At 50.3% G+C, this 24,014-nt stretch carries 17 protein-coding genes and 5 tRNA genes; 13 read left to right on the top strand and 9 right to left on the bottom strand.

Going from position 1 to position 24,014, the window contains the following annotated elements; all coding sequences use genetic code 11:
- The first annotated feature begins 222 nt into the window (after positions 1 to 222).
- A complete protein-coding gene (queC, locus tag L4D19_RS07835; RefSeq protein ID WP_428452002.1) occupies positions 223 to 921 on the top strand; it encodes a 7-cyano-7-deazaguanine synthase QueC in 699 nt (232 codons plus the stop codon).
- A 96-nt stretch (positions 922 to 1,017) separates the two neighbouring features.
- Here the strand turns inward: queC and prmB are convergent, their stop codons facing one another.
- Positions 1,018 to 1,950, bottom strand: a complete 933-nt coding sequence (gene prmB / locus L4D19_RS07830) for a 50S ribosomal protein L3 N(5)-glutamine methyltransferase (RefSeq protein WP_428452001.1) — start codon at positions 1,948 to 1,950, stop codon at positions 1,018 to 1,020.
- A gap of 53 nt (positions 1,951 to 2,003) precedes the next feature.
- Between prmB and smrB the strand changes: the two genes are divergently transcribed.
- A complete protein-coding gene (gene smrB / locus L4D19_RS07825; protein WP_075761833.1) occupies positions 2,004 to 2,534 on the top strand; it encodes an endonuclease SmrB in 531 nt (176 codons plus the stop codon).
- Positions 2,535 to 2,624: 90 nt separating this feature from the next.
- On the opposite strand, the gene L4D19_RS07820 is transcribed toward smrB, so the two are convergent.
- Together L4D19_RS07820 and sixA are read right to left on the bottom strand one after the other, a co-directional pair.
- Positions 2,625 to 2,984 (bottom strand): hypothetical protein, encoded by a 360-nt coding sequence (locus tag L4D19_RS07820; protein WP_083651690.1) that lies wholly within the window; start codon positions 2,982 to 2,984, stop codon positions 2,625 to 2,627.
- Between the two features lie 144 nt (positions 2,985 to 3,128).
- Positions 3,129 to 3,602, bottom strand: a complete 474-nt coding sequence (sixA, locus tag L4D19_RS07815; RefSeq protein WP_428452000.1) for a phosphohistidine phosphatase SixA — start codon at positions 3,600 to 3,602, stop codon at positions 3,129 to 3,131.
- Between the two features lie 327 nt (positions 3,603 to 3,929).
- Here sixA and L4D19_RS07810 point away from each other — a divergent pair, with 327 nt between their 5' ends.
- Complete coding sequence (locus L4D19_RS07810; RefSeq protein ID WP_428451999.1) at positions 3,930 to 6,695, top strand: insulinase family protein; 2,766 nt, start codon at positions 3,930 to 3,932, stop codon at positions 6,693 to 6,695.
- 72 nt (positions 6,696 to 6,767) lie between these two features.
- Here L4D19_RS07810 and fadJ read toward each other — a convergent pair whose 3' ends face one another.
- Together fadJ and fadI are read right to left on the bottom strand one after the other, a co-directional pair.
- On the bottom strand, positions 6,768 to 8,882 hold the full coding sequence (gene fadJ / locus L4D19_RS07805) for a fatty acid oxidation complex subunit alpha FadJ (RefSeq protein ID WP_428451998.1): 2,115 nt from the start codon (positions 8,880 to 8,882) through the stop codon (positions 6,768 to 6,770).
- A complete protein-coding gene (gene fadI / locus L4D19_RS07800; protein WP_428451997.1) occupies positions 8,882 to 10,192 on the bottom strand; it encodes an acetyl-CoA C-acyltransferase FadI in 1,311 nt (436 codons plus the stop codon). The genes fadJ and fadI overlap by 1 nt, the downstream gene beginning before the upstream one ends.
- 569 nt (positions 10,193 to 10,761) lie before the next feature.
- Here fadI and L4D19_RS07795 point away from each other — a divergent pair.
- From L4D19_RS07795 to L4D19_RS07775, 5 genes are all read left to right on the top strand, one after another.
- Positions 10,762 to 11,334, top strand: a complete 573-nt coding sequence (locus tag L4D19_RS07795; protein ID WP_075761854.1) for a sigma-70 family RNA polymerase sigma factor — start codon at positions 10,762 to 10,764, stop codon at positions 11,332 to 11,334.
- Complete coding sequence (locus L4D19_RS07790; RefSeq protein WP_428451996.1) at positions 11,321 to 12,034, top strand: DUF3379 domain-containing protein; 714 nt, start codon at positions 11,321 to 11,323, stop codon at positions 12,032 to 12,034. The genes L4D19_RS07795 and L4D19_RS07790 overlap by 14 nt, the downstream gene beginning before the upstream one ends.
- 291 nt (positions 12,035 to 12,325) lie before the next feature.
- A complete protein-coding gene (locus L4D19_RS07785; RefSeq protein WP_428451995.1) occupies positions 12,326 to 13,606 on the top strand; it encodes an outer membrane protein transport protein in 1,281 nt (426 codons plus the stop codon).
- A 345-nt stretch (positions 13,607 to 13,951) separates the two neighbouring features.
- On the top strand, positions 13,952 to 15,229 hold the full coding sequence (locus L4D19_RS07780; RefSeq protein WP_428451994.1) for an outer membrane protein transport protein: 1,278 nt from the start codon (positions 13,952 to 13,954) through the stop codon (positions 15,227 to 15,229).
- 199 nt (positions 15,230 to 15,428) lie between these two features.
- A complete protein-coding gene (locus L4D19_RS07775) occupies positions 15,429 to 16,076 on the top strand; it encodes a trimeric intracellular cation channel family protein (RefSeq protein ID WP_428451993.1) in 648 nt (215 codons plus the stop codon).
- A gap of 98 nt (positions 16,077 to 16,174) precedes the next feature.
- Here the strand turns inward: L4D19_RS07775 and aroC are convergent, their stop codons facing one another.
- From aroC to L4D19_RS07755, 4 genes are all read right to left on the bottom strand, one after another.
- Entirely contained in the window at positions 16,175 to 17,260 is a 1,086-nt protein-coding gene (gene aroC, locus L4D19_RS07770; RefSeq protein WP_428451992.1) for a chorismate synthase, read from the bottom strand.
- Between the two features lie 213 nt (positions 17,261 to 17,473).
- Positions 17,474 to 18,604, bottom strand: coding sequence for a 23S rRNA pseudouridine(2604) synthase RluF (gene rluF / locus L4D19_RS07765; RefSeq protein WP_428451991.1), 1,131 nt, complete (start codon positions 18,602 to 18,604; stop codon positions 17,474 to 17,476).
- Between the two features lie 170 nt (positions 18,605 to 18,774).
- Positions 18,775 to 21,912 (bottom strand): multidrug efflux RND transporter permease subunit, encoded by a 3,138-nt coding sequence (locus L4D19_RS07760; RefSeq protein WP_428451990.1) that lies wholly within the window; start codon positions 21,910 to 21,912, stop codon positions 18,775 to 18,777.
- On the bottom strand, positions 21,912 to 22,997 hold the full coding sequence (locus L4D19_RS07755) for an efflux RND transporter periplasmic adaptor subunit (protein WP_428451989.1): 1,086 nt from the start codon (positions 22,995 to 22,997) through the stop codon (positions 21,912 to 21,914). Before L4D19_RS07755 ends, L4D19_RS07760 begins: the two co-directional genes overlap by 1 nt.
- A 236-nt stretch (positions 22,998 to 23,233) precedes the next feature.
- Here L4D19_RS07755 and L4D19_RS07750 point away from each other — a divergent pair.
- The 5 genes from L4D19_RS07750 (at position 23,234) to L4D19_RS07730 (ending at position 23,990) form a co-directional block, all read left to right on the top strand.
- Positions 23,234 to 23,318, top strand: a tRNA-Tyr gene (locus L4D19_RS07750).
- A 91-nt stretch (positions 23,319 to 23,409) separates the two neighbouring features.
- Positions 23,410 to 23,494, top strand: a tRNA-Tyr gene (locus L4D19_RS07745).
- Between the two features lie 80 nt (positions 23,495 to 23,574).
- Positions 23,575 to 23,659: transfer RNA gene (locus L4D19_RS07740), tRNA-Tyr, on the top strand.
- A gap of 81 nt (positions 23,660 to 23,740) precedes the next feature.
- Positions 23,741 to 23,825: transfer RNA gene (locus L4D19_RS07735), tRNA-Tyr, on the top strand.
- An 80-nt stretch (positions 23,826 to 23,905) separates the two neighbouring features.
- A tRNA-Tyr gene (locus L4D19_RS07730) sits at positions 23,906 to 23,990 on the top strand.
- Positions 23,991 to 24,014: the final 24 nt, after the last annotated feature.

The raw sequence follows: 24,014 nt of genomic DNA, 5'->3' as shown, positions 1-24,014 counted from the left end.
AGCCTGTCTGCGGCTTTTTTTTACCTTCTGTTTGCCGGCTGAGCAGAGAAACTTTCCTCACCAACAACTCTGAGGTAGCATTGCCGTGCCAACAGAGAACCTGCTGATGGTAGTAATACCTGCTTATAATTAACTGGCCGATCAGATAATTAATAAGCCTGGTATGTTCATTCAAGCCACCGACTGTTTTTCGGTAAGGCTATAACACAGGAAAGACAAAGTATGCGTAAAGCCGTAGTCGTTTTTAGTGGCGGCCAAGACTCCACCACCTGCCTGATCCAGGCACTTGCCAACTACGATGAAGTTCATTGCATCACCTTTGATTATGGCCAGCGTCACAAGCTGGAAATTGAAGTGGCACAATCTGTCGCCAAAGATCTGGGCGTTGCCGCGCACAAGGTTATGGATGTCGGATTGCTCAACGAGCTGGCGATCAGCTCGCTGACTCGCGACAATATTGCCGTTTCCCACGAGCTGCAGGAAAACGGCCTGCCTAACTCGTTTGTTCCCGGTCGCAACATCCTGTTCCTGACTCTGGCAGGGATCTATGCCTACCAAATTGGTGCCGAGGCTGTGATCACCGGCGTCTGCGAAACTGACTTTTCCGGCTACCCGGACTGTCGCGACGAATTCGTCAAATCCATCAACCAGTCTCTGGTACTGGGTATGGATCGTCTGCTGAATATCGAAACACCACTGATGTGGCTGAACAAGGCCGAAACATGGGCGCTGGCCGATCAGTACAGCAAGCTGGACTACGTCCGCCAGCAAACACTGACCTGCTATAACGGGATTATCGGTGATGGCTGCGGTGACTGCCCGTCTTGCGATCTGCGCCGTGCTGGTCTCGAAGACTACCTGAACAATAAAGCGTCAGTAATGGCTGAACTTGAGGCCAAACAGGCCAAGGGCAATGCCTAGCGCCCGCTCAGTTATCTCTGACTAGATCACCCCATAAAAAAACCGGAGCTTGTGCTCCGGTTTTTAGTTTCTGGTTCTCACTGGAACGACTCGATATTAGTCACGGTACAGTGAAAACTCGTCCTGACATTCAAGCAGCTGCTCACGGGTCATCATAAACACGCCGTGACCACCGTTCTCGAACTCAATCCAGGTAAACGGAATGTTCGGATACTGCTCTTCCATGTGGATCATCGAGTTACCCACTTCACAGATCAAGACACCGTTCTCTTTCAGGTAATCCGGCGCATTGGCAAGAATACGACGAACCAGCTTCAGACCATCGGTACCCGCTGCCAAGCCTAGCTCCGGCTCGTGACGGAACTCATCCGGCAGGCTGTTCATGTCTTCCTGATCAACATACGGCGGGTTAGTCACAATCAGGTCGTACTGATCTTTTGGTACGTCGCGCAACAGATCAGAGCGTAGCGGGATCACCTGCTGCTCCAGGCCATGGTCCTGAATGTTCTGCTCGGCAACTTCCAGCGCATCCGTCGAGATATCAACCAAGTCAACTTCGGCTTCCGGGAAGGCATGCGCACAGGCGATACCGATACAACCGCTGCCGGTACACAGGTCCATAATACGAGTCGGGCTCTCGGCCAGGAACGGTTCAAAACCATTCTCGATCAACTCGCCGATCGGTGAGCGAGGCACCAGTACACGCTCGTCGACAAAGAATTCCATGCCGCAGAACCACGCTTTGTTGGTCATATAAGCGACAGGGGTACGTTCGTTAATACGACGGATCACACGCTCGACAATACGCAGACGCTCGCTGCTCGTCAGCCGTGAAAAGCGGACTTCCGACGGAATATCCAATGGCAGATACAGGGTCGGCAGTACCAGTTGTACCGCTTCGTCCCACGCATTATCCGTGCCGTGACCATAAAAAAGACCCGCAGCATTGAAACGGCTTACCGTCCAACGTAGCATGTCCTGCAAAGTGTGAAGTTCGTTGACGGCCTCGTCGACAAAAATCTTATCCAAAATAGCCTCCGAATGACGCTACAATACCGCTATAGAGTTGTTGGAATATCATTATGAGTAAAAAAGATCTTACCCTGGAAGATGACCTGGCACTCTTTCAGGATGCGGTTAAAGGCGTAAAAAAGTTGTCGCATGATACCATAATCACGCCACGCCGACAGAGCCCAAAGGCTGATAAGCCCAAAGTCTCGGAAAAAGAAACTCAAAACCACGAGTTTTATTTCTCCGATGAATTCGAGCCCCTCCTCAACGAGCATGGCCCGATGCAATATGCCCGTACCGGTGTGTCAAAATATGAAGTGAAAAAGTTACGCCGCGGGGTGTATGTACCCGATATGTATCTGGACATGCATGGAATGACGCAACAGGAAGCCAAACGCGAACTGGCTGCCATGATTGCTGCCTGTATCAAGGAAAGTGTCTCTTGCGCCTGTGTGATGCATGGCATTGGCAAACATATCTTGAAGCAAAAAGCGCCGTTGTGGCTGGCACAACATCCGGACGTGATGGCTTTTCACCAGGCTCCGCTGGAGTTCGGGGGGGATGGTGCGTTGCTGGTCTTAATTGATATTCCGGAGAGATAAACAAAAGAGGCGAGAGCCAAAGTACGAGTGTCGAGAAAAACAACAGCCTGTTTATTGCTCGTCACTCGATACTAGATTCTCACCACTTGGCTAGTATACATATTTCGCCAGGGCTCCCACGTTGATCACCTGACCTTCGACAATCAGTGTCACTTCGCCACTGTCGCAAATCTGCATACGGGTTTTTACCGCACCTTCGCTGTAGTAGTGTTCACAGTTACCATTACGGGCGCTGTCAATACGCGAAAAGATAGTGATCCCACCAGCACTAAAAATGCTCTGCGGCGCGGCAAACGTCAGGGTACTGCCGGATGCGGAAATGTGCATTTCTTCACTGACACCATTGGCCCACTTGATTGCACCGTTGGCATTAATGCTCGGAGCTCGAGGCCCCTGGATACAGCCAGCTAACAGTACAGCACTGAGGATTGCAAAAATTTTACCTTTCATAACAGTAACTTTGTTAATTCTCGTTCGATGAATGATACTCAATCCAGCTAGGGATGAAACCTCAATAGATAAAAACTGAGTCCTAAATCAGCTCTCGAGACCTATATCGGCAGCTCTGTCCAGATCCTTAGCGCTAAATACGCCTTACCCTTCAGGATTGGCCTGCCACAAAAACTCAACATCTTCAGCATCAGGCTGGTAGTCAAGAGCCGCAATCGCGGATGTGCGGAACATAGGCGGCTGCAGACCGGGGGCCAGCTCCGCAGTCAGATAACCAACAAGAGGAAGGTGCGAGACAATTAGGACAGTTTCCGGCCGTTCAACGGCAATAACCGCCTTAAGATAAGCCGCCACTTCCTCTGCTTGTCCATAAGGAGTGATTTCTTCGACAGTCATCAGGCGTTTAGGCTCCGGCAAATGCCCGGCCATCGCCTGCCATGTCTGCTGGGCACGCAGGTAAGGGCTCACCCAAACCATATCCAGCCCATCGCTTAGCTGACTTGTCAGCTGGATCGCCATCTGTTCGGAGTGTGACTCACCACGCGCTGTCAGAGGTCGCTCCGCATCAGAGGGAGCGAAGTTCTGCGCCTCACCATGACGCATGATATAAATTCGCATATAGCCTATCCAATAAACCCGTCCTATTAACTAACCGGACCGTCGACGCCAGATTATCTTGCCAAACCTGCAAACGTCCGCCCAATCAGCCGCTATGCTAACAAGTCCAGCCAATGCTGAATAGCCATTCCGCACATTCTGTTACCGTTCCGTGACCGGTGAAACGCCTGAGCAAAAAAAACGGCAATTCTCGACACAATGCTTAATTAGCCTCACCCCAGCCCCGGTAAGGGCTGATGCGAATAAGAATCACGGCGAAGTTAATTTGCCACCCTCTATATTGAGCGTCATAATTAGCTTAATTTACTAAGAAAATAGGCTCTTCACGTGCATATCAGTCCTAATGATCCTAAGCAGTACCGCTACCTGACTTTAGATAATAAGCTTAAGGTTCTATTGGTACATGACGCAGACGCCCCACGTTCAGCTGCTGCATTATCGGTCAAGGTCGGTCATTTCGATGATCCCGTTGATCGACAGGGCATGGCACATTTCCTGGAGCACATGCTATTTCTCGGCACGGAGAAGTACCCCAAAGTCGGCGAGTTCCAGACATTCATCAACCAGAGCGGCGGCAGCAACAATGCCTGGACCGGCACTGAAAATACGACCTTTTTCTTCGAAGTCAGTCCCCATGCCTTTAGCGAGGGACTTGATCGCTTCGGCCAGTTTTTTACCGCTCCCCTGTTTAACGAAGAAGCCGTTGATAAAGAACGCCAGGCCGTCGATTCCGAATACAAACTCAAAGTCAAAGACGATGTACGCCGTCTTTACCAGGTCCATAAAGAAACCATTAACCCGGCGCACCCTTTTTCCAAATTTTCCGTCGGCGATCAGACAACATTAGATGACAGAGACGGCAAACCGGTTCGTGACGAGCTGATTGCCTTCTACCAAAGCCATTACTCTGCCGATCTGATGAGCCTGGTACTACTCGGCCCGCAGTCGCTGGACGAGCTGGAAAACTTTACCACTACCTACTTTGCCCACATTCCTAATACGGATATTACCAAGCCAGCGATCACCGAACCGCTGGTCACCGCCAACGAAACTGCAAAGTTCATTAAGATTGAGCCCATTAAAGAAGTTCGAAAGCTCACCCTGTCTTTCGCAATGCCTTCTGTCGAGCAATATTATCGCCAAAAGCCCCTTTCATATATTGCCCATCTGCTAGGCAATGAAGGCTGCGGTAGCCTGATGTCGATGCTGAAAAGCCGAGGACTGATCAATACGCTCGCCGCAGGTGGCGGAGTCAACGGCAGCAATTTTCGCGAATTCACCATCAGCCTTAATCTGACCCCGAAGGGACTGGAAAATGTCGATGATATCGTTACGGCTGTTTATCAATATATCCACCTGATCAGGCAACAGGGCCTGGATAAGTGGCGCTATACAGAAAAACAGGCCGTACTAGAGCAGGCTTTCCGCTATCAGGAAAAAAACCGCCCGCTAGATACGGTCAGCTACCTGGTCATGAACCTGTTTCACTACGCACCGGAAGACGTGATCTACGGTGACTATATGATGGCTGAGTATGACGAGCCGCTGTTGCGAGAGCTGCTTGCCTACCTCAGCCCGGACAACATGCGTCTGGTACTGGTTGCTCAGGGACAGGATTACGACCGTATTGCCCAGTGGTACCATACCCCCTACTCCATTTCGGCCTTTACCGACGGGCAACTGGCACGCTGGCAGCAGGTCGACGCCGACCCGGATCTCCGCCTGCCCGAGGTCAACCCCTATATCTGTGAGAAACTGGATCCGCACCCGCTAAAGGCAGACTCCGAGCTTCCTCCCCAGCTAATCCAGGATCTTCCGGGGTTCCGCCTGTGGTACAAGCAGGAGCATGAATTCCGGGTACCCAAAGGCGTGGTATTTGTGGCTATCGATAGTCCGCATGCCGTCGACACGCCCCGCAATATTGTCAAGACACGCCTCTGTGTCGAGATGTTGCTGGAAGCCATCAACGAATCTGCCTACCCGGCCGAAATCGCCGGTATGTCCTATAACCTCTATGCCCACCAGGGTGGCGTCACCCTGCAACTGTCGGGGTTTAGCGAGAAGCAACCGCTCTTGATGAAGCTATTGCTGGAGCGCTTCGAGGGAAGAACCTTCAATCCGGAAAGATTCCAGAACATCAAGGCGCAAATGCTCCGTAACTGGCGCAATGCCGCCGAGGACAAACCGATATCTCAGCTTTTCAACGAGCTGACCGGGATATTGCAGCCTAACAACCCGCCTTACCCGGTGCTCATCGAAGAGCTGGAAACCATTGAGGTCGACGAGCTTCCGGAGTTTGTCGAGGCGATGTTTGCCGAGCTGCACATCGACACCTTTATCTACGGTAACTGGCTGAAAGAAGATGCACTGGCACTGGCCGAGCTTCTCAAGGACGCTTTCCGGGTTACCGACCAGCTCTATGGCGAATCACAAAGACCACTGGTTCGTCTGGGCAAAGTCGGCACCCTGCGTCATGAAGTCAACTGCAACCATGCCGATTCTGCGATCCTGATGTACTACCAGTCGAGGAAAACGACCCCCAGAAAAATTGCCGTCTACACTCTGGCAAACCATCTGATGTCGACCACCTTCTTCCATGAACTGCGTACCCGCCAGCAATTGGGCTATATGGTCGGCACCGCAAATCTGCCCCTGAACCGCCATCCGGGGCTGATTTTATATATCCAGTCGCCGGTGGCCGCGCCAGCTCAGCTATCCGAGGCCATTGACGAATTCACCAATGCCTTTGCCCTAGTATTGCTAGAGCTGACCGAGGCGCAATGGCAGGCCAGCAAACAAGGACTGATCGCGCAAATATCCGAACCGGATACGAACCTGCGTGCCCGGGCACAGCGATTCTGGGTCAGCATCGGCAACAAGGATGCGGAGTTTAACCAGCGCCAGAAAGTGGTGCAGGAGCTTCAGGATCTCAGTCGTGCCGATATGATTCGCTTCATTGTCGAGATCATCAAGCCTCGCACTTCAAACCGGCTGGTCATGCACTGCCAAGGACATGCCCATAGCAACCTTGAGCCGCTCAGCATCGGCCTGCCCCTCGAATCAATCGATGAGTTTCAGAAAAAAGCGCGCTAACGTCTGCTAAAAACCAGCAAAGAGAATAAAAAATGGCCTGCATTTGCAGGCCATTTTTAATGGTTACACTTATCAGGCTTGATAGAAGCTCTGGCCTTCATTTGCCATCGCAATCAGCTTGTCACATGGCTTGAAGCGCTCGCCGTACTTATCGGCATGCTCGTTGAGCAATTCAACCACTCGCTTGATCCCCAACTGATCCATATAGCGGAACGGACCACCGAGGAATGGCGGGAAGCCGATACCGAAGATAGCGCCGATATCACCGTCCCGTGCCGACTGAATAACGCCCTCATCCAGACAGCGGGCCGCTTCGTTCAGCATCATCAGGCTACAGCGCATGGCCAGTGCCGCCCCTTCCGCCTTCTTCTCCGGTTTGATGTTCAGCAGTTTGTAGACCGTCTTATCGACAGACTTTTTCTTGCTGTTGTACAGGTAGAAACCTTTACCGCTCTTGCGCCCTTTACGGCCGTCGTTAAGCAGCACATCAAACACATCCGGTCCGCGGAAGCGCTCGCCCAGCTCCTCGACCATAATAGGCATGATCTTGGCACCGATATCGACACCCACCTCGTCAAGCAAAGTAATAGGCCCGACCGGGAAACCAAAGTCCAGCAACGCTGCATCAAGGTGCTCGATAGGCTCGCCGCTTAGCAGTACCGATGCCGCCTCATTCATGTAAGGGGCAAGAATACGGTTAACGTAAAATCCGGCTTTGTCGCCGACAACGATCGGAGTTTTGCCCTGCTTCTTCGCCAGCGCAACAACTGTGGCCACTGTTTCCGGAGAGGTGCCGGCATGAGGGATCACCTCTACCAGCGGCATTTTTTCTACCGGGCTGAAATAGTGAAGACCAACGACATTTTCCGGACGCTCGGCAGCCTCGGCAATCTGGTGGATAGGCAACGAGGAAGTGTTAGTGGCAAAGATAGTCTCGGCCTTGGCATTATCCTCAATCTCCTTCACCATCTGATGCTTGAGTTTCAGATCTTCAAATACCGCTTCAACCACCACATCCACATTGCCAAAACCGGTATAGTCAGTGCCCCCGGCAATGCTCATCATCTGCTTTTGCAGCTCGGCTTTGCTGATGATCCGACGCTTACGCTTTTTATCCAGCAGCTTATAGTTATAAGCCATGGCGTTTAAAATGCCGTCATTGGCGATATCTTTGATCCGGACCGGGTACTTGGCCTTGGATGCGGTTACATGGCTGATACCACCGCCCATCAGGCCGCCTCCCAACACGCCAACTCGTTTGATGTCGCCCGGCTTGGCATCCGATCCGGTTTCTTTTTTCATTGCCGTCGTGGCAAAGAAAATGCTGCGCAACGCAGCTGATTCCGAACTCATCACCAACTCGCCAAAACGCTTGGCCTCCTGCTTCAGGCCTTTTTCCATACCAAACTGCAAACCAAACTTAATGACTTCCAAAATGGCATCGGCCGCCGGATAGTTACCGCGAGTTTTTTCATGGGTTTTCTTGGCTGCCTGATCGAACACCAGAGAGCGCCCCAAAGCATTACCGCCCATCGCCCAGTCCTGAAACGAGTGCTTACGCTTGGGTTTGGCTTTCAGTGCCTGCTTCTCGGCAATTTCAAGCAAGATGCTGTGCGGAACTGCCTCGTCGACAACACCGAGCTTTTTCGCCTTTTTGGCCCGCAACTGCTTGCCGGTCAGGATCATATCCAGTGCGTTGGCAACACCGATAAGGCGCGGCAAACGCTGGGTACCGCCCGAGCCCGGCAACAAGCCCAACTGCACTTCAGGCAGACCTAAGCGGGTCTTGTCATCATCAGAGCAGACTCGGCTATGACAGGCTAGTGCCAGCTCCATACCACCACCCAAACACGGGCCATGGATTGCTGCCACCACATGGAATGGCAGCGCTTCGAGCTCGGCAAACAGCTCCTGACCTTTTGCGGCTAATTGTTGGGCTTCTTCGGCTGTGGTGCAGGCCGCCAGCATACGAATATCGGCACCGGCAATAAAGTTGTCCGGCTTGCCAGAGTGAACAACCAGCCCTTTGATATCTTGTTTGGCCTTTAATTCAGCCAGTACATCAGATACTTGCTCGACAAACGCTGACTGCAGCGTATTCATTTTTTCTTCCGGCACATCGATTTTCAGCCAAGCGACACCGTTATCACCGTAAGATAAAGAAAATGCGGATTCTTGTTGGGTCATTATTCTGCCTCCAGGATCATTGCAGCGCCTAAGCCACCAGCTGCGCAAGCGGTATTCAATGCCAAACCACCGCCTCGACGCTGCAGTTCACGCAGTGTCTGGGTGATCATTCGTGCCCCTGTTGCGGCAAACGGGTGACCATAAGCGATAGATCCCCCTAGCACATTGAACTTGTCCATATCAATCTCGCCAATTGCCTGACTGCGCCCCAGCTTCTCCTCGGCAAACTTCTTCGAGCCAAACATCTTCACGTTGGCCAACGTCTGCGCGGCGAAAGCTTCGTGCATATCAATCAAAGTAAGATCAGACAGACTGATACCGGCACGATCGAGGGCCATAGGTGTCGCATAGGACGGCCCCATCAGCATGTCTTTCTCCACCCCGATAGCCGAGAAGGCATAGGAGCGGATATAACCCAATGGTTTGAGGCCAAGCTCTTTGGCCCTACCTTCACGCATCAGCAGGATCGCCGCCGCACCGTCTGTCAGTGGTGTCGCATTGGCCGCGGTAACCGAACCGAATTTACGGTCAAAGGCCGGGCGCAGCTTGGCATAAGACTCCAGTGACGAGTCTTCACGAATGTTGTTGTCTTTATCAATCCACTGACGATAAGGTTCCGGGAAGGCAGTGATCACCTCACCCTGGATCAGGCCGTCTTTCCACGCCTGAGCAGCCAGTGAATGCGAGCGGTGCGCCAGGGCGTCTTGCTCTTCACGGGTGATGCCATGGGTTTTCGCCATCTGCTCGGCGGTTTGGCCCATACTTAAGCCGGTTGAATATTCAGCCACCGCCGGCGGTACCGGCATCAGGTCCTTCATGCTGAGTTTGCTGAGCAGTTTTAAACGCTTGCTCATGGTTTTTGCCTTGCTCAGTGCCAGTAAGGTCGCTGCCATTTTTTTCGAAACACCAATCGGCAATACCGAAGAAGAGTCGGCCCCACCGGCAATACCGATATCAACGGTACCCGAGATAATACTCTCAGCCACATTGGCCGCCGCCTGGAAACTCGTGGCACAGGCCCGGGTTACACTGTAGGCATCAGTGCCGATATTCATGCCGGTGCCAAGAACAATTTCGCGGGCGATATTCGGTGCTTCAGGCATCTGGATAACCTGTCCAAATACCACCTGATCAATCAGTTGGGGATCAAAGTCAATCTGCTGCAGCATTTCGTTGACCACCATTTTCCCCATGTCCAAGGCAGGAACGCCATTAAAGGCCGTGGCCTGACGGGCAAACGGGGTACGTAATCCACTTACAACGGCGATGCGCTCACCTTGGTGAGTGGTGAGATTCTGGAGACGTGTCATCGCTACTCCTTATTATGATTTGCAGGGCACTCAATGTGCACGGTAGAGGTCTGACCACATCAATTGTAATCAACTTGTTACTTATTTCAAACAATTGTTTTAAGTATTTGCAAGAAGCGAGACACAAGTAGGAAATTACGGCGGGGATATGTACTTTCTATCTTAGTAAAATAAGAGCAACTTGTTGCTTACTATGAGAAAAAAGGCAAAAAAAAACCATACCGATATGGTATGGTTATAATTTACACGGATAAAAATCCATGCAAGGTATAAGTCAATTAACATAAAGCCAATTGCAAATCAGGCAGAGCCTGATAGGAGAAAGTAAAGTCAGCCTTCAAAAGGAAGTTGTCATCTTGCTCAACAGATAGTAACCATACAAAAACAGACCTGTTCCACAGAACCGAATTCAATGCTTACCATCAGATGACGTGAACTACTATAGCTTCCTCACGGGGACACAATTTGAACCAGATCAATTTTAGTGCTGATAATCCGATGAATCATGCAATCGCTGAATAAAACGAACTGAATAACGACCCAGCGGTTTCTTTTTGATGGGCAAATTTATGATTAAGCAATTTTTTCGTAAGAAAAAGACGGATGCCTCGGTCTCTGTAGACATGAATAAGCAAAGACGGTACGAAGCCCTTGTCCGGGCCTGGCATCGGGACTTATATCGCTACGCCTACTGGTTATGCCACGATCCTCATATCGCCGAGGATCTGGTGCAGGAAACCTGTCTACGTGCGTGGCGCTCTCTCGACAGCCTACATGATGACAAAGCCGCCAAGTCCTGGCTGATTACAATCCTTCGCAGGGAAAACGCACGTCGTTTTGAGCGAAAGCAACTGGATTTGGTTGATATTGATGACTATGCCATCGCAGATACCAAGCATCAGGGCTCCGAGATGGATGTCGAGCAGCAGATCCTGCACAAGCAGATCATGAAGCTGGCACCAGAATACCGAGAACCATTAGTTTTGCAGGTTATGGCTGGGTTTAGCGGTGATGAAATTGCCGAAATCCTCGACCTTAACCGCAATACTGTAATGACACGCTTGTTCCGCGCCAGAAATCAATTAAAAGAGCAAATTGAAAAGCAATCCGAGCGGAGGGGCCAACAAAATGGACGATCTTGAATTCCGTCGTCGTATCCTGGCAGATCCTAACGATAACAGTCAGGAAATGATCGCAGCAAAAAACTCATCGATAACCAACCGTAAGTTATCGGATGAACTATTACAGCTCGATGCCAAGCTTGAAAGTATTTTAAAAGTCGATGTGCCCGATGATCTGGCTGATCGTATCTTGTTTCACCAATCTGGACAGCCTGAGAAGGATCGAGGAAGAACACGATTCCATCTTGCTATAGCCGCCTCTATCGCTTTTGTCTTCGGTTTGTTTGTCGGTCAATTTAACTCTCAGATTGTACCGACCGGTGCCACCAGTGAAATTGCACAGGTCGCCATGGAGCATGTCTACACCGAAGCGCCATTTATCGAGGGCATCGACGAATCGGTCTCACTACAGCAGGTTAATGCCAAACTAACGCCCTTTGGCTCTGAGCTAACCAGCTTGCCCGGCCATGTTTACTATGTGAACCATTGTGGCTTTGGCGATAAAAACGCGCTTCATATGGTCATGGCAACCGAAAACGGCAAAGTCACTGTATTCGTCGTGCCTGAGCAACAGCCCAAAATGTCATCATTCAGTGACAGTAACTTGAACGGAGTGGTGATGCCTGTTCAAAATGCGAGCTTGATAGTCGTTGGCGAGAAGGGACAAAACGTCGCCCCTATTGCCGAAAGCCTGGGCTCTGATCTTAACTGGGAAATTTAACCCACTTGCCTCCAATTTGCGGTCATTCCCTAAAATAATGGAAATGACCGCACTTATTCCCCTGAAAAATATAGCAATTTTATTTGTTACCTTGGTTGCATATTTTGCAATTAACCATCCCTTTCTACGACAAAAATTCGCTAGAATCCCTCCCCAGTTGTTAACTTTGCGATAACAACCAATAAGTTAACAACTGGTCTGATTTGATACGTCAGGCTACCCACCTACAATCGTGCGCAATCTGCAAAAATAGCAGATAAATGCAGTATATGATTAGGAATAACAATAAATATGAATAAGAAGCGTCTGTTTACAAAATCTGTGGTTGCGGTAGCAATCACCATGGCATCGCAGCAAGCACTTGCTGCTGGTTTTCAGCTAAACGCACAATCTGCAACCGGCCTTGGCCGTGCTTTCGCAGGTGATGCCGTTATCGCTGATAACGCATCGGCAATGGCTCGTAACGCAGCGGCAATGTCGCTATTTGATGCACCGGCTATCTCGCTAGGTATCAACGCTATTGATAGTGATATTGATGTAAAAGATGCCAAATACACTGCTTTGACTCAAAGAGGACCAGTTACAGCCTCTTTGGCAGACCAGCAAGTTGGTGATACCTCTTACGCGCCAAATATCTACTATATCCACCCAATCAACGACAAGTGGGCGGTAGGTGCAGGTATTTACTCTAACTTCGGTACCAAAACTGAATTCAGTGATAACTATGCAGCCAATGAATACGGCGGTATGACCGATGTGAAAAGCATCAACTTTGCCCTGAGTGCCTCTTACCGAATCAACCAGCAATGGAGTGTCGGTGGTGGCCTGGATGTGATTTATGGTGCAGGTAAACTTCAACGTTCTAACAAAGCGTTGGAAGCAGCCCTACCTGGAGAAGGTCCTCTTCTAGATGTAGATGCAGACGGTATTGCTTTTGGCTGGAACGTGGGTACGGTTTATGAGCTGAATGACAATAACCGCTTTGGTCTTTCTTACCGTTACAGCCCGGAACTGGAAGCTGAAGGTGATATGCATTACCAACCTGGCGGCGGTGATATCGGCAACGAGAAGCTGAAGATGCCTCTGCCAGATATGGCCGAATTCTCTGGTTTCCATAAGCTTAACGACAAATTTGCAGTTCACTATAGTGTGCAGTGGATTGGCTGGAGTGCATTCGACAAACTAGAGACAAGTGGCAACAAAGTACTAAATACCTATGAGTGGCAAGACGGCTGGCACTACGCTCTGGGTGGTACTTACTACCTAAACAGCGACTGGACGCTACGTACAGGTTACATGTATGACACCAGTGCCCAGGATGAGAAAACATCGATCTCCGTACCCGATTCAGACCGTCAGTGGTTCTCGGCAGGTTTCACTTATCACATCGATTCCAAGTCTAATATCGACTTTGGCCTTACTTACCTAGTGGGTAAAGATGTTAGTGTTACTGAATCAACACCTAACCCAGATCCGAATACAAACCCAGTATTCCCTGATGCAACAAGCATCAGCGCCACTACGCACGCTAACGCACTGCTATACGGCATCCAGTACAGCCGTTCATTCTAATTCAGCGAATCATTTTGCTTGAATTTGTAAAAGGGAGCTTTTGGGCTCCCTTTTCTATTTCCATTCTAACTTACTGTCACTAAAAGATTTTATAACTATATATACCTTTTCCTCGCTAATTTGAGTGAACAGTGCGTCGCTGAAACTCTCTATTTCATATACATGTGTACGCTGAAATCTCATCCGACCAGAATGGAATGAGCATTTTTTACCAGATATAACACCAAAAGCCCAAAAACAACCAGCACAAACAACTTAATGATTATTAAGAACAAAGAATAACTTAAAGCTTTTACTCTAAAGCGTATGATTCGCACCATTACATTTCAGCGAACATTTAGACTGATGAATAAAAACAAAATTACGCTTTCTTTGGCAGCAGCATTAACCCTAGGCATGAGTGCCAATGCAATGGCAGCTGGCTTCCAGCTAGCAGAATACTCGGCAACAGGCCTTGGCCGCGCATTTGCCGGTGAAGCAGCAATGGCAGACAATGCCAGTGCCCAGTTCCGCAACCCGGCGATGATGACCTACCTGGCAGGCACTCAAATCTCTGTTGGTGCAATCTATGTCGATCCGAATATTGATGTCGAAGGCAAAGTGGATGGCGCAGTTCCAACTAAAGCGAGTGATATCGCAAACTCTGCCGTTATCCCTAACTTCTACCTTTCTCACCAAATCAATGACCAGTGGGTAGTTGGACTGGCGCTTGCAACCAACTATGGTATGGAAACTGAGTTAGATGGTGACTACCTGGCTACAGCTTTCGGTAACCAGGCCATGGTTAAGTCTGTGGAAATCAACCCGAACCTTGCATACAAAATTAATGAGCAGTTCAGTGTTGGTGGTGGTGTTCGCTATGTCATGGGCGAAGGCCATTTTGGCGCGGCTTTACCAAAAGCAGCAGGCGGTGCCGATCTGAAATATATGGAAGGCGATGATACCGCATGGGGTTGGCAGCTAGGTGCAGCTTGGCAAATCAATCCAAATCACCGTGTAGGCGTTAACTACCGCTCGGCAGTTGATCTAACTCTTGAAGGCAATGCTTCAGGCCTTGCCTACGATAAAGCCTCTGTTATGCAAGGCAAAACGCCTAGCAAAAATTATGCTGGTAGCCTGGACTTAACGCTTCCGGCTACTGCAGAGATTGCTAGTTTCCACCAACTCACAGATAAAGTAGCAGTGCATGCAAGCTTCAACTGGACCGACTGGAGCAGTTTCGAGAAGCTTGAAGCAAACATCCCATCAATTTCTTCCAAGCCAGATCTAATCAAAGAAGAAAACTGGGAAGACAACTACCGCCTGGCTGTAGGTACTACCTACCAGTACACAAGCAAACTCGCTCTACGTTCGGGTATTGCCTACGATACCTCTGCTGTTAGTGAGGAACACCGTACCCAGACTATCCCTGAAACCGACCGCCTATGGCTAAGTGTTGGTGCAGGTTACGCATGGTCAGACAACCTAACACTTGATGCTGGTTTCACTTACATCTTTGCTAAAGATGCTTCTATGTCAGAAGAGCTTGATCTAAATGGCGACAAAGTCACTGATAGTACCTTTAAAGGTGAAATCACCGGTAACATTTGGCTAGTTGGTGTGCAGGCAAGCTACAAGTTTTAATAGCAAGCTAAGACTAAAAACAAGATTGTAACTACGTCCATAAAGAGAGTGTATTGATATGCACTCTCTTTTTTATTAGGCATGCTTTATACATGAATTCAATTAATCTATAGAGAAAGAAATTTCATTCGACGTCACAGAATTTGCCTCATAGAATCGCATCTTTCTTAGCATTCTTAGTATTTCATCAATTTTTCTCATGCTTTTAACAACACTATACATCATCGGAATAACTGCCGAGGCAATGACCGGCGCACTGGCTGCTGGCAAACGTCATATGGACTGGTTCGGGGTCATGCTGGTTGCCAGCGCGACTGCAATCGGCGGCGGTACAGTACGCGATATATTACTGGGCCACTACCCGCTCGGCTGGGTGGCAAATCCCCAATACCTTGCGATTACTTGCCTGGCAGGGCTGTTTACAACCATGGTGGCCCCGCAGGTTGTTCGCTTTCACAAAGTATTTGTTCTGCTCGATTCTCTGGGGTTGATTGTATTTAGTATCATCGGCTGCCGAGTCGCCATGGATATGGGCCTGTCTCCGCTTATCTGTATCGTGGCCGCCGTAGTAACTGGCGTTTTCGGTGGGTTGCTGCGGGATTTAATCTGTCGTCGTACCCCCATGGTGCTGCATAAAGAGCTGTATGCATCTGTCGCATTCATGGCTGGCGGAATGTATTACGCGATGATGTATTTTGCCGTACCGGAAACAATAACGACGATTGCGACTCTGGTTATCGGCTTTATGGTACGCGTTGCTGCCGTGCAGTTTGGCTGGCGCCTGCCGATATTCAAGTTCGAAGAAGTCGGCAAGGTTGAACCCAAAGAGCTTGACTCACAATCCTGACAACGGGCATCAAACATTCCGTTGGATATGTCGACAAATAAAAAAGCGAGAGGTGAAAGCCTCTCGCTTTTTTAATCCAGTGTCCCGTCCTGAGATAACTAAATCTTCGGTGTTTCTGTTACCACGTCGGCATTCTGACCGCGGTGGCGCAACAGGTGATCCATTAAGGTGATCGCCAGCATTGCCTCGGCAATCGGTACCGCGCGGATACCCACACACGGGTCATGGCGGCCTTTGGTGATCACTTCCGCACTTTCGCCCTGGCGGTTGATCGTTTCACCTGGCACAGTAATACTCGATGTCGGCTTCAGGGCAATATGCGCGACCACATCCTGACCCGACGAGATACCACCCAAAATACCGCCAGCATGGTTGGTCTTGAAACCTTCCGGTGTCATCGCATCACGATGCTCGCTGCCGCGCTGCTCAACCACGTCAAAACCATCACCAATCTCAACCCCTTTCACCGCATTGATACTCATAAGCGAGTGGGCAATGTCGGCATCAAGGCGATCAAAAACAGGTTCACCCAGGCCCACAGGGACATTGCTGGCAACCACTGTCAGCTTGGCACCGATGGAGTCGCCTTCTTTCTTCAGTTTGCGGATCAGCTCGTCAAAGGCTTCGACCTTGTCGGCATCCGGGCAGAAAAACGCATTCTGTTCAATCTGGTCCCAATCAACCTTATCAATGGTGACATCACCCATCTGAGAGAGATAAGCACGCACTTCAATACCATGCACTTGTTTCAGGTACTTCTTGGCCACAGCGCCAGCAGCTACACGCATCGCCGTTTCGCGAGCTGATGAGCGACCACCGCCACGGTAGTCACGGACACCGTACTTTTGGTGGTAGGTATAATCAGCATGTCCCGGGCGGAACTTATCCTTGATGTTAGAGTAATCTTTCGAACGCTGATCGGTGTTCTCGATCAGCAAACCAATCGAGGTGCCGGTAGTCTGGCCTTCAAAGACGCCAGACAGAATCTTTACTTCATCGGGTTCACGACGCTGGGTCGTGTACTTGGAAGTACCCGGACGGCGACGGTCCAGATCATGCTGCATATCCGCTTCAGTCAGTGCTAGTCCCGGGGGACAGCCATCAATGATGCAGCCCAGTGCCAGGCCATGGCTTTCACCAAAGGTAGTGACGCGAAAAAGTTGTCCTATCGTATTGCCTGCCATTACTTCCTCTGTTCTTTTCGATGCTTCAGATATACCCGAGCAACATTTATCTTGCTGGTATGTTCATAGTTGTGTCTTTGTTAATGAGTACATAGTGCAAATTAGTCGCAGGGAATGCAAGAGGGGAAACAGGCTAATTAATGGCAATTAAAATGTGGAGAGGAAATGAGGGGGAATATAGCGAGAGAAGGCTCTCTCGCTATACAAGCAGAATTACGCGTCTTTTTTCGATTTCCACTTCTTGATGCCGCTCGAGCCAGAATTGCGGCCACGAGAGAAGTCGTTGTCACGGCTAGATCTGCCGCCGCCTGATTTACCTTGGCCTGATTTACCATGACCTGGCTTATTGTGGCTAGGCTTGTTGCCACGACCCGGGCGAGAACCTCGGCGTTCGTCTGAGCGTGAATCCTCTTGCTCGCCTGAACGGCGCTTGCGGTTAAACTCGCCTTTGCCCTTATAAGTTTTGTACTGGATCTTGCCGCCATTACGCTCTGCTGCATCTTGCTGACGACTGTCGAACAGCTTGGCATCCGTCGCTTTTTTAATGGATTTGCCTTTGCCATCAACCTGCGAGGCTTCCTCAGTACCGCTGGAATCAGAAATCAGGCTATGGATTTCAGCAATTTCTGCATCTGTCAGGTAACGCCATTTTCCATTCGGCAGCCCGTCAATGCTGATATTCATAATACGAACACGACGCAGCTTGAACACGTCATAACCCAGAGCTTCGCACATACGGCGGATCTGACGGTTCAGTCCCTGAGTCAGCACAATACGGAACGAGTAGGTCGTTTCCTTGGTGACTTTACATGGCAAGGTGACGGTGTCGAGGATTGCGACACCCGAGGCCATCTTGTCAATAAATTCCTGGGTGATCGGCTTGTCTACGCGCACCACATACTCTTTCTCGTGCGAGTTACCCGCGCGCAAGATTTTATTGACGATGTCGCCGTCGTTGGTCAGGAAAATCAGACCATCTGATGGCTTATCGAGGCGACCAATCGGGAAGATACGCTTACGGTGACCAATAAAATCGACAATGTTATCTTTTATATGACGCTCAGTAGTACAGGTTATGCCTGTCGGCTTGTTAAGCGCAATATAGATTGGCTTTTCTTTGGCACGCAGAGGCCGGTCATCGACCAGTACTTCGTCGCCCGGTTGTACTTTCATGCCCATTTCCGGCTCTTGGCCATTGATGGTCACTCGGCCTTGATCAATAAGCTTGTCCGCCTCACGGCGTGAGCAAAAGCCCGTATCACTGATAAATTTGTTTAAACGTACTGCTTTTGCCTGATTCTGGTCGGCATTGTCAGTTGAATTCTGAGGCTGATTCTGAGACATGGAGTTCTTCTTTGCTATGCGTTTCACAACGCGATCAAGGTCAGTTAATTGGCTATACCCCCTAATTCTACCAACCCCGCAGGGTGCTGGAAAAGAAATTATGTTTAATAGCGAAAAAAACCGCCCTAATGGACGGTTTCGTTTCAGTCAAAGAACAGCGCCGAAGGCTATTAGCTCTCTTTTGCTGTCGGCAGCTCACCATGATTCGAACGACCGACATAATCTTGCTGGAGGGCTTTTTCAAGCTGTTCGGCAACATGACCCGGTGATGCAGTTTTCTCCGACATCAAGCGATACATTGCAGGGATCACCAACAGGGTCACAAAGGTGGCAAACGCCATACCGAAGAAGACGACCGTACCCACGGCAATCCGGCTTTCAGCCCCCGCCCCTGTCGATAAAATCAAAGGGACAGAACCAAACAAGGTAGTAAATGCTGTCATCAGGATCGGACGCAATCGGCGCTCCGAGGCATCAATAATTGCCTGCTCGAAGGCCACCCCCTTGTCACGTAGCTGGTTGGCAAACTCGACAATCAGGATACCGTTCTTGGTCACCATCCCAATCAGCATAATCATCCCGATCTGGCTGAAAATATTCAGGCTCTGGCTCAGGATCAACAGCCCCGCCAGACCACCGAAGATCCCCATCGGCACGGTCAGCATCACCACCATTGGGTTGATAAAGCTTTCAAACTGAGCTGCCAATACCAAATAGGCCACCAGCAATGCCAGACCAAACACCAACAGGATGCTGCTCTGGTTCTCACGGAAATCCTTCGATTCTCCGGCATAGTCAATCACGATATCGCTCGGCAGCATTTCCAGTGCCTTGGCATCAAGAAACTCCAGCGCCTCTCCCAGGGTATACCCAGGCACTAGGCTTGCTTTCAGGGTTATAGACTTCTGCTTCTGGTTATGGCTCAGTTTCTGGGCCGATGCCACTTCCTCAACTTCAGCAACGGATTCCAGGGTGATCAGCTGACCGGAGCGGGCGCGGACATAAATCTGACTCAGATCCGTTGCATTGTTAAAGCTATTTTCATCACCGCGCAGATACACATCATATTCTTCACCGCGATCAACAAAGGTGGTTTCAGTACGACCGCCCAGCATGATCTCAAGCGTCTCGGCAACCTCGGACACCGGGATACCCAGCTCTGCTGCACGCTGACGATTCACGGTAACAACCAGTTCAGGCGTCGTTTCGGCATAGTCCAGATCTGCCCCCTCCATCATCGGACTGGCTTCGGCTATATCCATCAGCTGACTTGCCCACTGAAACAGCTCATCATAGTCTGCGCCGTTAAGGACAAACTGGATCGGTTCAGAAGATCCGCCACGAAACCCCGGCATAAAAGGCCACACTCGCACATCCGGGATCCCCTGCAATGCCTTACGCACCATGCCAAGAGCCTCAGTCGCCGAAACGCTGCGATCTTCCCAGTTCTCCAATGCCATGATCACAAAGCCGGTCTGGTCTCCGGCACTGCCGCCAAAAGCCGGCGTCTGGATAGACAGAGACTTAATCACGCCCTCACCCACCATCGGCAGCAGTCGGCGCTCAACTTCTTCGACATTGCCAACCATACGGTTATAGCTGGTCCCTTCAGCCCCTTTGACAAAAGCAAAGATCACCCCGCGATCTTCCTGCGGCGCCAGCTGAGAAGGCACCGACTTCATCAGTACAACGCTCAAGCCAATGAAACCCAATACAATCAGAGGAGCAACATATCGGTAGCGCACCGAAAAGGTCACCACCTGACGATATTTCGCCTCCAGCCTGCCAAACATTCCGTCAACCCAAAGGTTAAACTTGCCAGGCTTCACGTTGGCCTTCAGCAGCTTGCTGCCCAGCACCGGGCTCAACGTCAGGGCAACCAGAGACGAGAAGATAACCGCAACCGCCAACAGCACCGAAAACTCGGTAAACAGCGGGCCAACCATGCCGTCCATAAAGGAAATAGGCAGGAAGACCATTACTAACACAACGGTTGTAGCCACGACGGCAAAGCCAACTTCACGTGTTCCTTTGTACGCCGCAAGCAGTGGCGGCTCGCCTTTTTCAATGTGGTGATAGATGTTCTCCACTACCACAATGGCGTCATCCACAACGAGGCCGATAGCCAAAATCAGCGCCATTAGTGTCAGCAGGTTGATAGAGAACCCCAAGAAGTAGGCCACCATAAAGGCAGATATCAGTGAGACCGGTACGGTGATCGCCGGGATCAAGGTCGCCCTTGCCTGCCCGATAAAGATATAGAGTACCAATACCACCAGCATCCCGGTGACAAACAAAGTGCTATACACTTCGCTGATAGAACGGTCGATAAACACCGTGGAATCGTAATCGACATACAGCGAGGTCCCTTCGGGGATAAAGCGTTGCATCCGCTCAACTTCGGCATGGACATCAGCGGCCACATTCAGCGGGTTGGCATCTGTCATAGTAACCATGCCTAAACTGAGGTTAGAGACGCCGTTGTTTTTGAACGTCGCGTTCTCGTTCTGAGCACCAATCGATACCTTGGCGACATCTTTGAGATAAATCGGCGTTCCATCATCGGCCGTACGCACAACCAGATAGGCAAAATCATCAGGCGTCCGGTACAGGCGCGCGGTCCGTACCGACATGGTTGTCGTATCATTACGCACCTCCCCGCCCGGCAGTTCGACATTCTCGCTATTAAGGGCACTGACGATATCTTTGGTTGTCACCCCGCGACCGGCCATCTGCTCCGGCATCAGCTTCACGTACATTACCCGATACAGGGCACCGCTTAGCTGCACCGAGCTGACACCGTTGATCAGGCTAAAGCGATCCATCAGCACCCGCTCGGCATAATCAGTCAGCTGGGTCCGATCCATGATGCTAGAAGTCAGGTTAATATAGAGCGCCGGTTCATCGGACCCATTGTCTTTCGATACCACAGGATCGTCAGCTTCGTCAGGTAAACTTCGCTGTGCCCGTGAAACCGCATCACGAACATCACTGACACCTTCGGTCAGGTTCCAACCCATCTCGAACTCAATCTTGATCCGCGAGATACCGTTACGGGTCGTTGACGTAATACTGTCAATCCCGCTGATCCCCGACAGCTGATCTTCCAGTACCGTGGTGATCCGGCTTTCCATAATGGTTGCCGAGGCCCCTTCATAGCGCGTCGATATACTGACCACGGGGTTTTCAACATCCGGCATTTCCCGTACCGATAGCTTGGTAAAAGAGACAATACCGAAAACACACAGCAACAAACTTAGAACAATAGCGACAACCGGACGCTTAACAGAGACATCTGATAACCACATTAGGCACTGTCTCCTGATTTAAGCGGCTTCTTTGCGGTTAAATCATTGACCTTTGACCCGTCGCGCATGTTAACCAGCCCCTGGACAACAATACGATCGCCAATATTAATACCGGACTCAATCACAACCTCGTTCTCAACACGGGCCCCGAGGGTTACCTCGGTGCGGCGAGCGATATTTTCCTCGTCCACCAGATAGACAAAGCGCTTGGTACCGGAATACTCCAGTGCCTGTACGGGAATAATGGCAGCATCATGTGGCGTGAAACCAATGTTTGCGGCCATCAGCATACCCGGCTTCAACTTGTTGTCAGTATTATCAATATTCACCCGCACCTTGATATTGAGCGAGTCTGCCTGTACCCGAGAGTCGATAGCTTGGATCTCCCCCATAAACTCACGTCCGGGCCATGCCTGACTGGTTGCCGTGACCGACATTCCTTCGGTCATAAAGGAGAGGTACTGCTCGGGGACCTGAATATCGAGACGCATCGAGGAGAGATCATCGAGGGAAAATAGCTCGCTGCCAACCGTCAGCATGTGACCCGGGCTAATATCAATCAGTCCTACGGTACCGGCGAATGGGGCATGAATGGCATGATCATCAAGTTCGGCTTTCGCCGCTTTCAGTCTGGCATCGGCAATATTTACACTAGCCTGCTGGGCATCGATTTCAGTTTGGGTAATGGCACCGCGCTTCACCAGGCTTTTAAACTCGTTTAGTTTTCGCTTTTCATCATTAAGGTATGCCAACGCCTCTTCGTAAGCCGCCCGCGCCTTGGCATCATCAAGCTGAACCAGCAATTCGCCCTTGGCGACCTTATTATTGACACCAACAACGATACTATCGACCTTGGCCGCAACCTGAGTAGCAACATTCACCGAGCGCTGGGCTTCCAATTTACCGATCAGTGACAGCGACTGTGCAACAGGATGAGAAGAGACCTCCCCGGTTGTCACCGGGATAAACCTGCCTGCGCCCGGAGGGGCTTTTTTCTCTGCCGCGTGAGACTCGCCCTGAAAATACAAAAAACCACCACCGGATAGAGCAGCGGTAACCAGTGCTGCTACGAGGATTTTTTTCATGATAAAAAACGCCTAAAGAAAACTGGTTGAATAATATCGAAACCAGAGCGCAAACGGGGTAAAGAAATGTAAAGTTACGCAATAATACGTTCATCTGTCCGGGATCTGGTGCGAACAAACCGGCGGTAATGCCCTGACAAGCAACAATATGATGAAAATTACAGCATGCAGACAGAATTTCGCAGGAAAAGGGTTTACAGCAACGTATTGTTTGATATTATCCGCACCGCACTTGTGGAGGGGTTCCCGAGTGGCCAAAGGGATCAGACTGTAAATCTGACGGCTCTGCCTTCGATGGTTCGAATCCATCTCCCTCCACCATTATTCTTGAAAGCTGTTCCTTATTTGTTGTAAGGTACATCTTTCCGGCCTAAACAAGCTTTAATAGCTTGTTGCCAAAGCAACACCCCGTGGAGGGGTTCCCGAGTGGCCAAAGGGATCAGACTGTAAATCTGACGGCTCCGCCTTCGATGGTTCGAATCCATCTCCCTCCACCATTATTTTGAAAATTGTTTAGCTCATTAGAGTGGCCGACAGTTTTCTGGCTTTAAAAGCCGATAATTTAGCAACACCCCGTGGAGGGGTTCCCGAGTGGCCAAAGGGATCAGACTGTAAATCTGACGGCTCCGCCTTCGATGGTTCGAATCCATCTCCCTCCACCATCATTTTTGAAAATTGTTTAGCTCATTAGAGTGGCCGACAGTTTTCTGGCTTTAAAAGCCGATAATTTAGCAACACCCCGTGGAGGGGTTCCCGAGTGGCCAAAGGGATCAGACTGTAAATCTGACGGCTCCGCCTTCGATGGTTCGAATCCATCTCCCTCCACCATCATTTTGAAAATTGTTTAGCTCATTAGAGTGGCCGACAGTTTTCTGGCTTTAAAAGCCGATAATTTAGCAACACCCCGTGGAGGGGTTCCCGAGTGGCCAAAGGGATCAGACTGTAAATCTGACGGCTCCGCCTTCGATGGTTCGAATCCATCTCCCTCCACCATCATTTTGAAAATTGTTTAGCTCA

Source organism: Photobacterium kasasachensis (assembly GCF_050336885.1).
GTDB lineage: Bacteria > Pseudomonadota > Gammaproteobacteria > Enterobacterales > Vibrionaceae > Photobacterium > Photobacterium kasasachensis.
The sequence above is the reverse complement of the archived record's forward strand: the minus strand, read 5'-3'. Positions and strand labels throughout refer to the sequence as shown.

Excerpts from the sequence above, each read along its gene's own strand:
- L4D19_RS07775 (WP_428451993.1), top strand. The coding sequence starts at position 15,429 with ATGCTTTTAACAACACTATACATCATCGGAATAACTGCCGAGGCAATG.
- L4D19_RS07755 (WP_428451989.1), bottom strand. The coding sequence starts at position 22,997 with ATGAAAAAAATCCTCGTAGCAGCACTGGTTACCGCTGCTCTATCCGGT.
- queC (WP_428452002.1), top strand. The coding sequence starts at position 223 with ATGCGTAAAGCCGTAGTCGTTTTTAGTGGCGGCCAAGACTCCACCACC.
- aroC (WP_428451992.1), bottom strand. The coding sequence starts at position 17,260 with ATGGCAGGCAATACGATAGGACAACTTTTTCGCGTCACTACCTTTGGT.
- sixA (WP_428452000.1), bottom strand. The coding sequence starts at position 3,602 with ATGCGAATTTATATCATGCGTCATGGTGAGGCGCAGAACTTCGCTCCC.
- fadJ (WP_428451998.1), bottom strand. The coding sequence starts at position 8,882 with ATGACCCAACAAGAATCCGCATTTTCTTTATCTTACGGTGATAACGGT.
- L4D19_RS07760 (WP_428451990.1), bottom strand. The coding sequence starts at position 21,912 with ATGTGGTTATCAGATGTCTCTGTTAAGCGTCCGGTTGTCGCTATTGTT.
- fadI (WP_428451997.1), bottom strand. The coding sequence starts at position 10,192 with ATGACACGTCTCCAGAATCTCACCACTCACCAAGGTGAGCGCATCGCC.
- L4D19_RS07780 (WP_428451994.1), top strand. The coding sequence starts at position 13,952 with ATGAATAAAAACAAAATTACGCTTTCTTTGGCAGCAGCATTAACCCTA.
- L4D19_RS07795 (WP_075761854.1), top strand. The coding sequence starts at position 10,762 with ATGATTAAGCAATTTTTTCGTAAGAAAAAGACGGATGCCTCGGTCTCT.
- L4D19_RS07820 (WP_083651690.1), bottom strand. The coding sequence starts at position 2,984 with ATGAAAGGTAAAATTTTTGCAATCCTCAGTGCTGTACTGTTAGCTGGC.
- smrB (WP_075761833.1), top strand. The coding sequence starts at position 2,004 with ATGAGTAAAAAAGATCTTACCCTGGAAGATGACCTGGCACTCTTTCAG.
- L4D19_RS07790 (WP_428451996.1), top strand. The coding sequence starts at position 11,321 with ATGGACGATCTTGAATTCCGTCGTCGTATCCTGGCAGATCCTAACGAT.
- rluF (WP_428451991.1), bottom strand. The coding sequence starts at position 18,604 with ATGTCTCAGAATCAGCCTCAGAATTCAACTGACAATGCCGACCAGAAT.
- L4D19_RS07785 (WP_428451995.1), top strand. The coding sequence starts at position 12,326 with ATGAATAAGAAGCGTCTGTTTACAAAATCTGTGGTTGCGGTAGCAATC.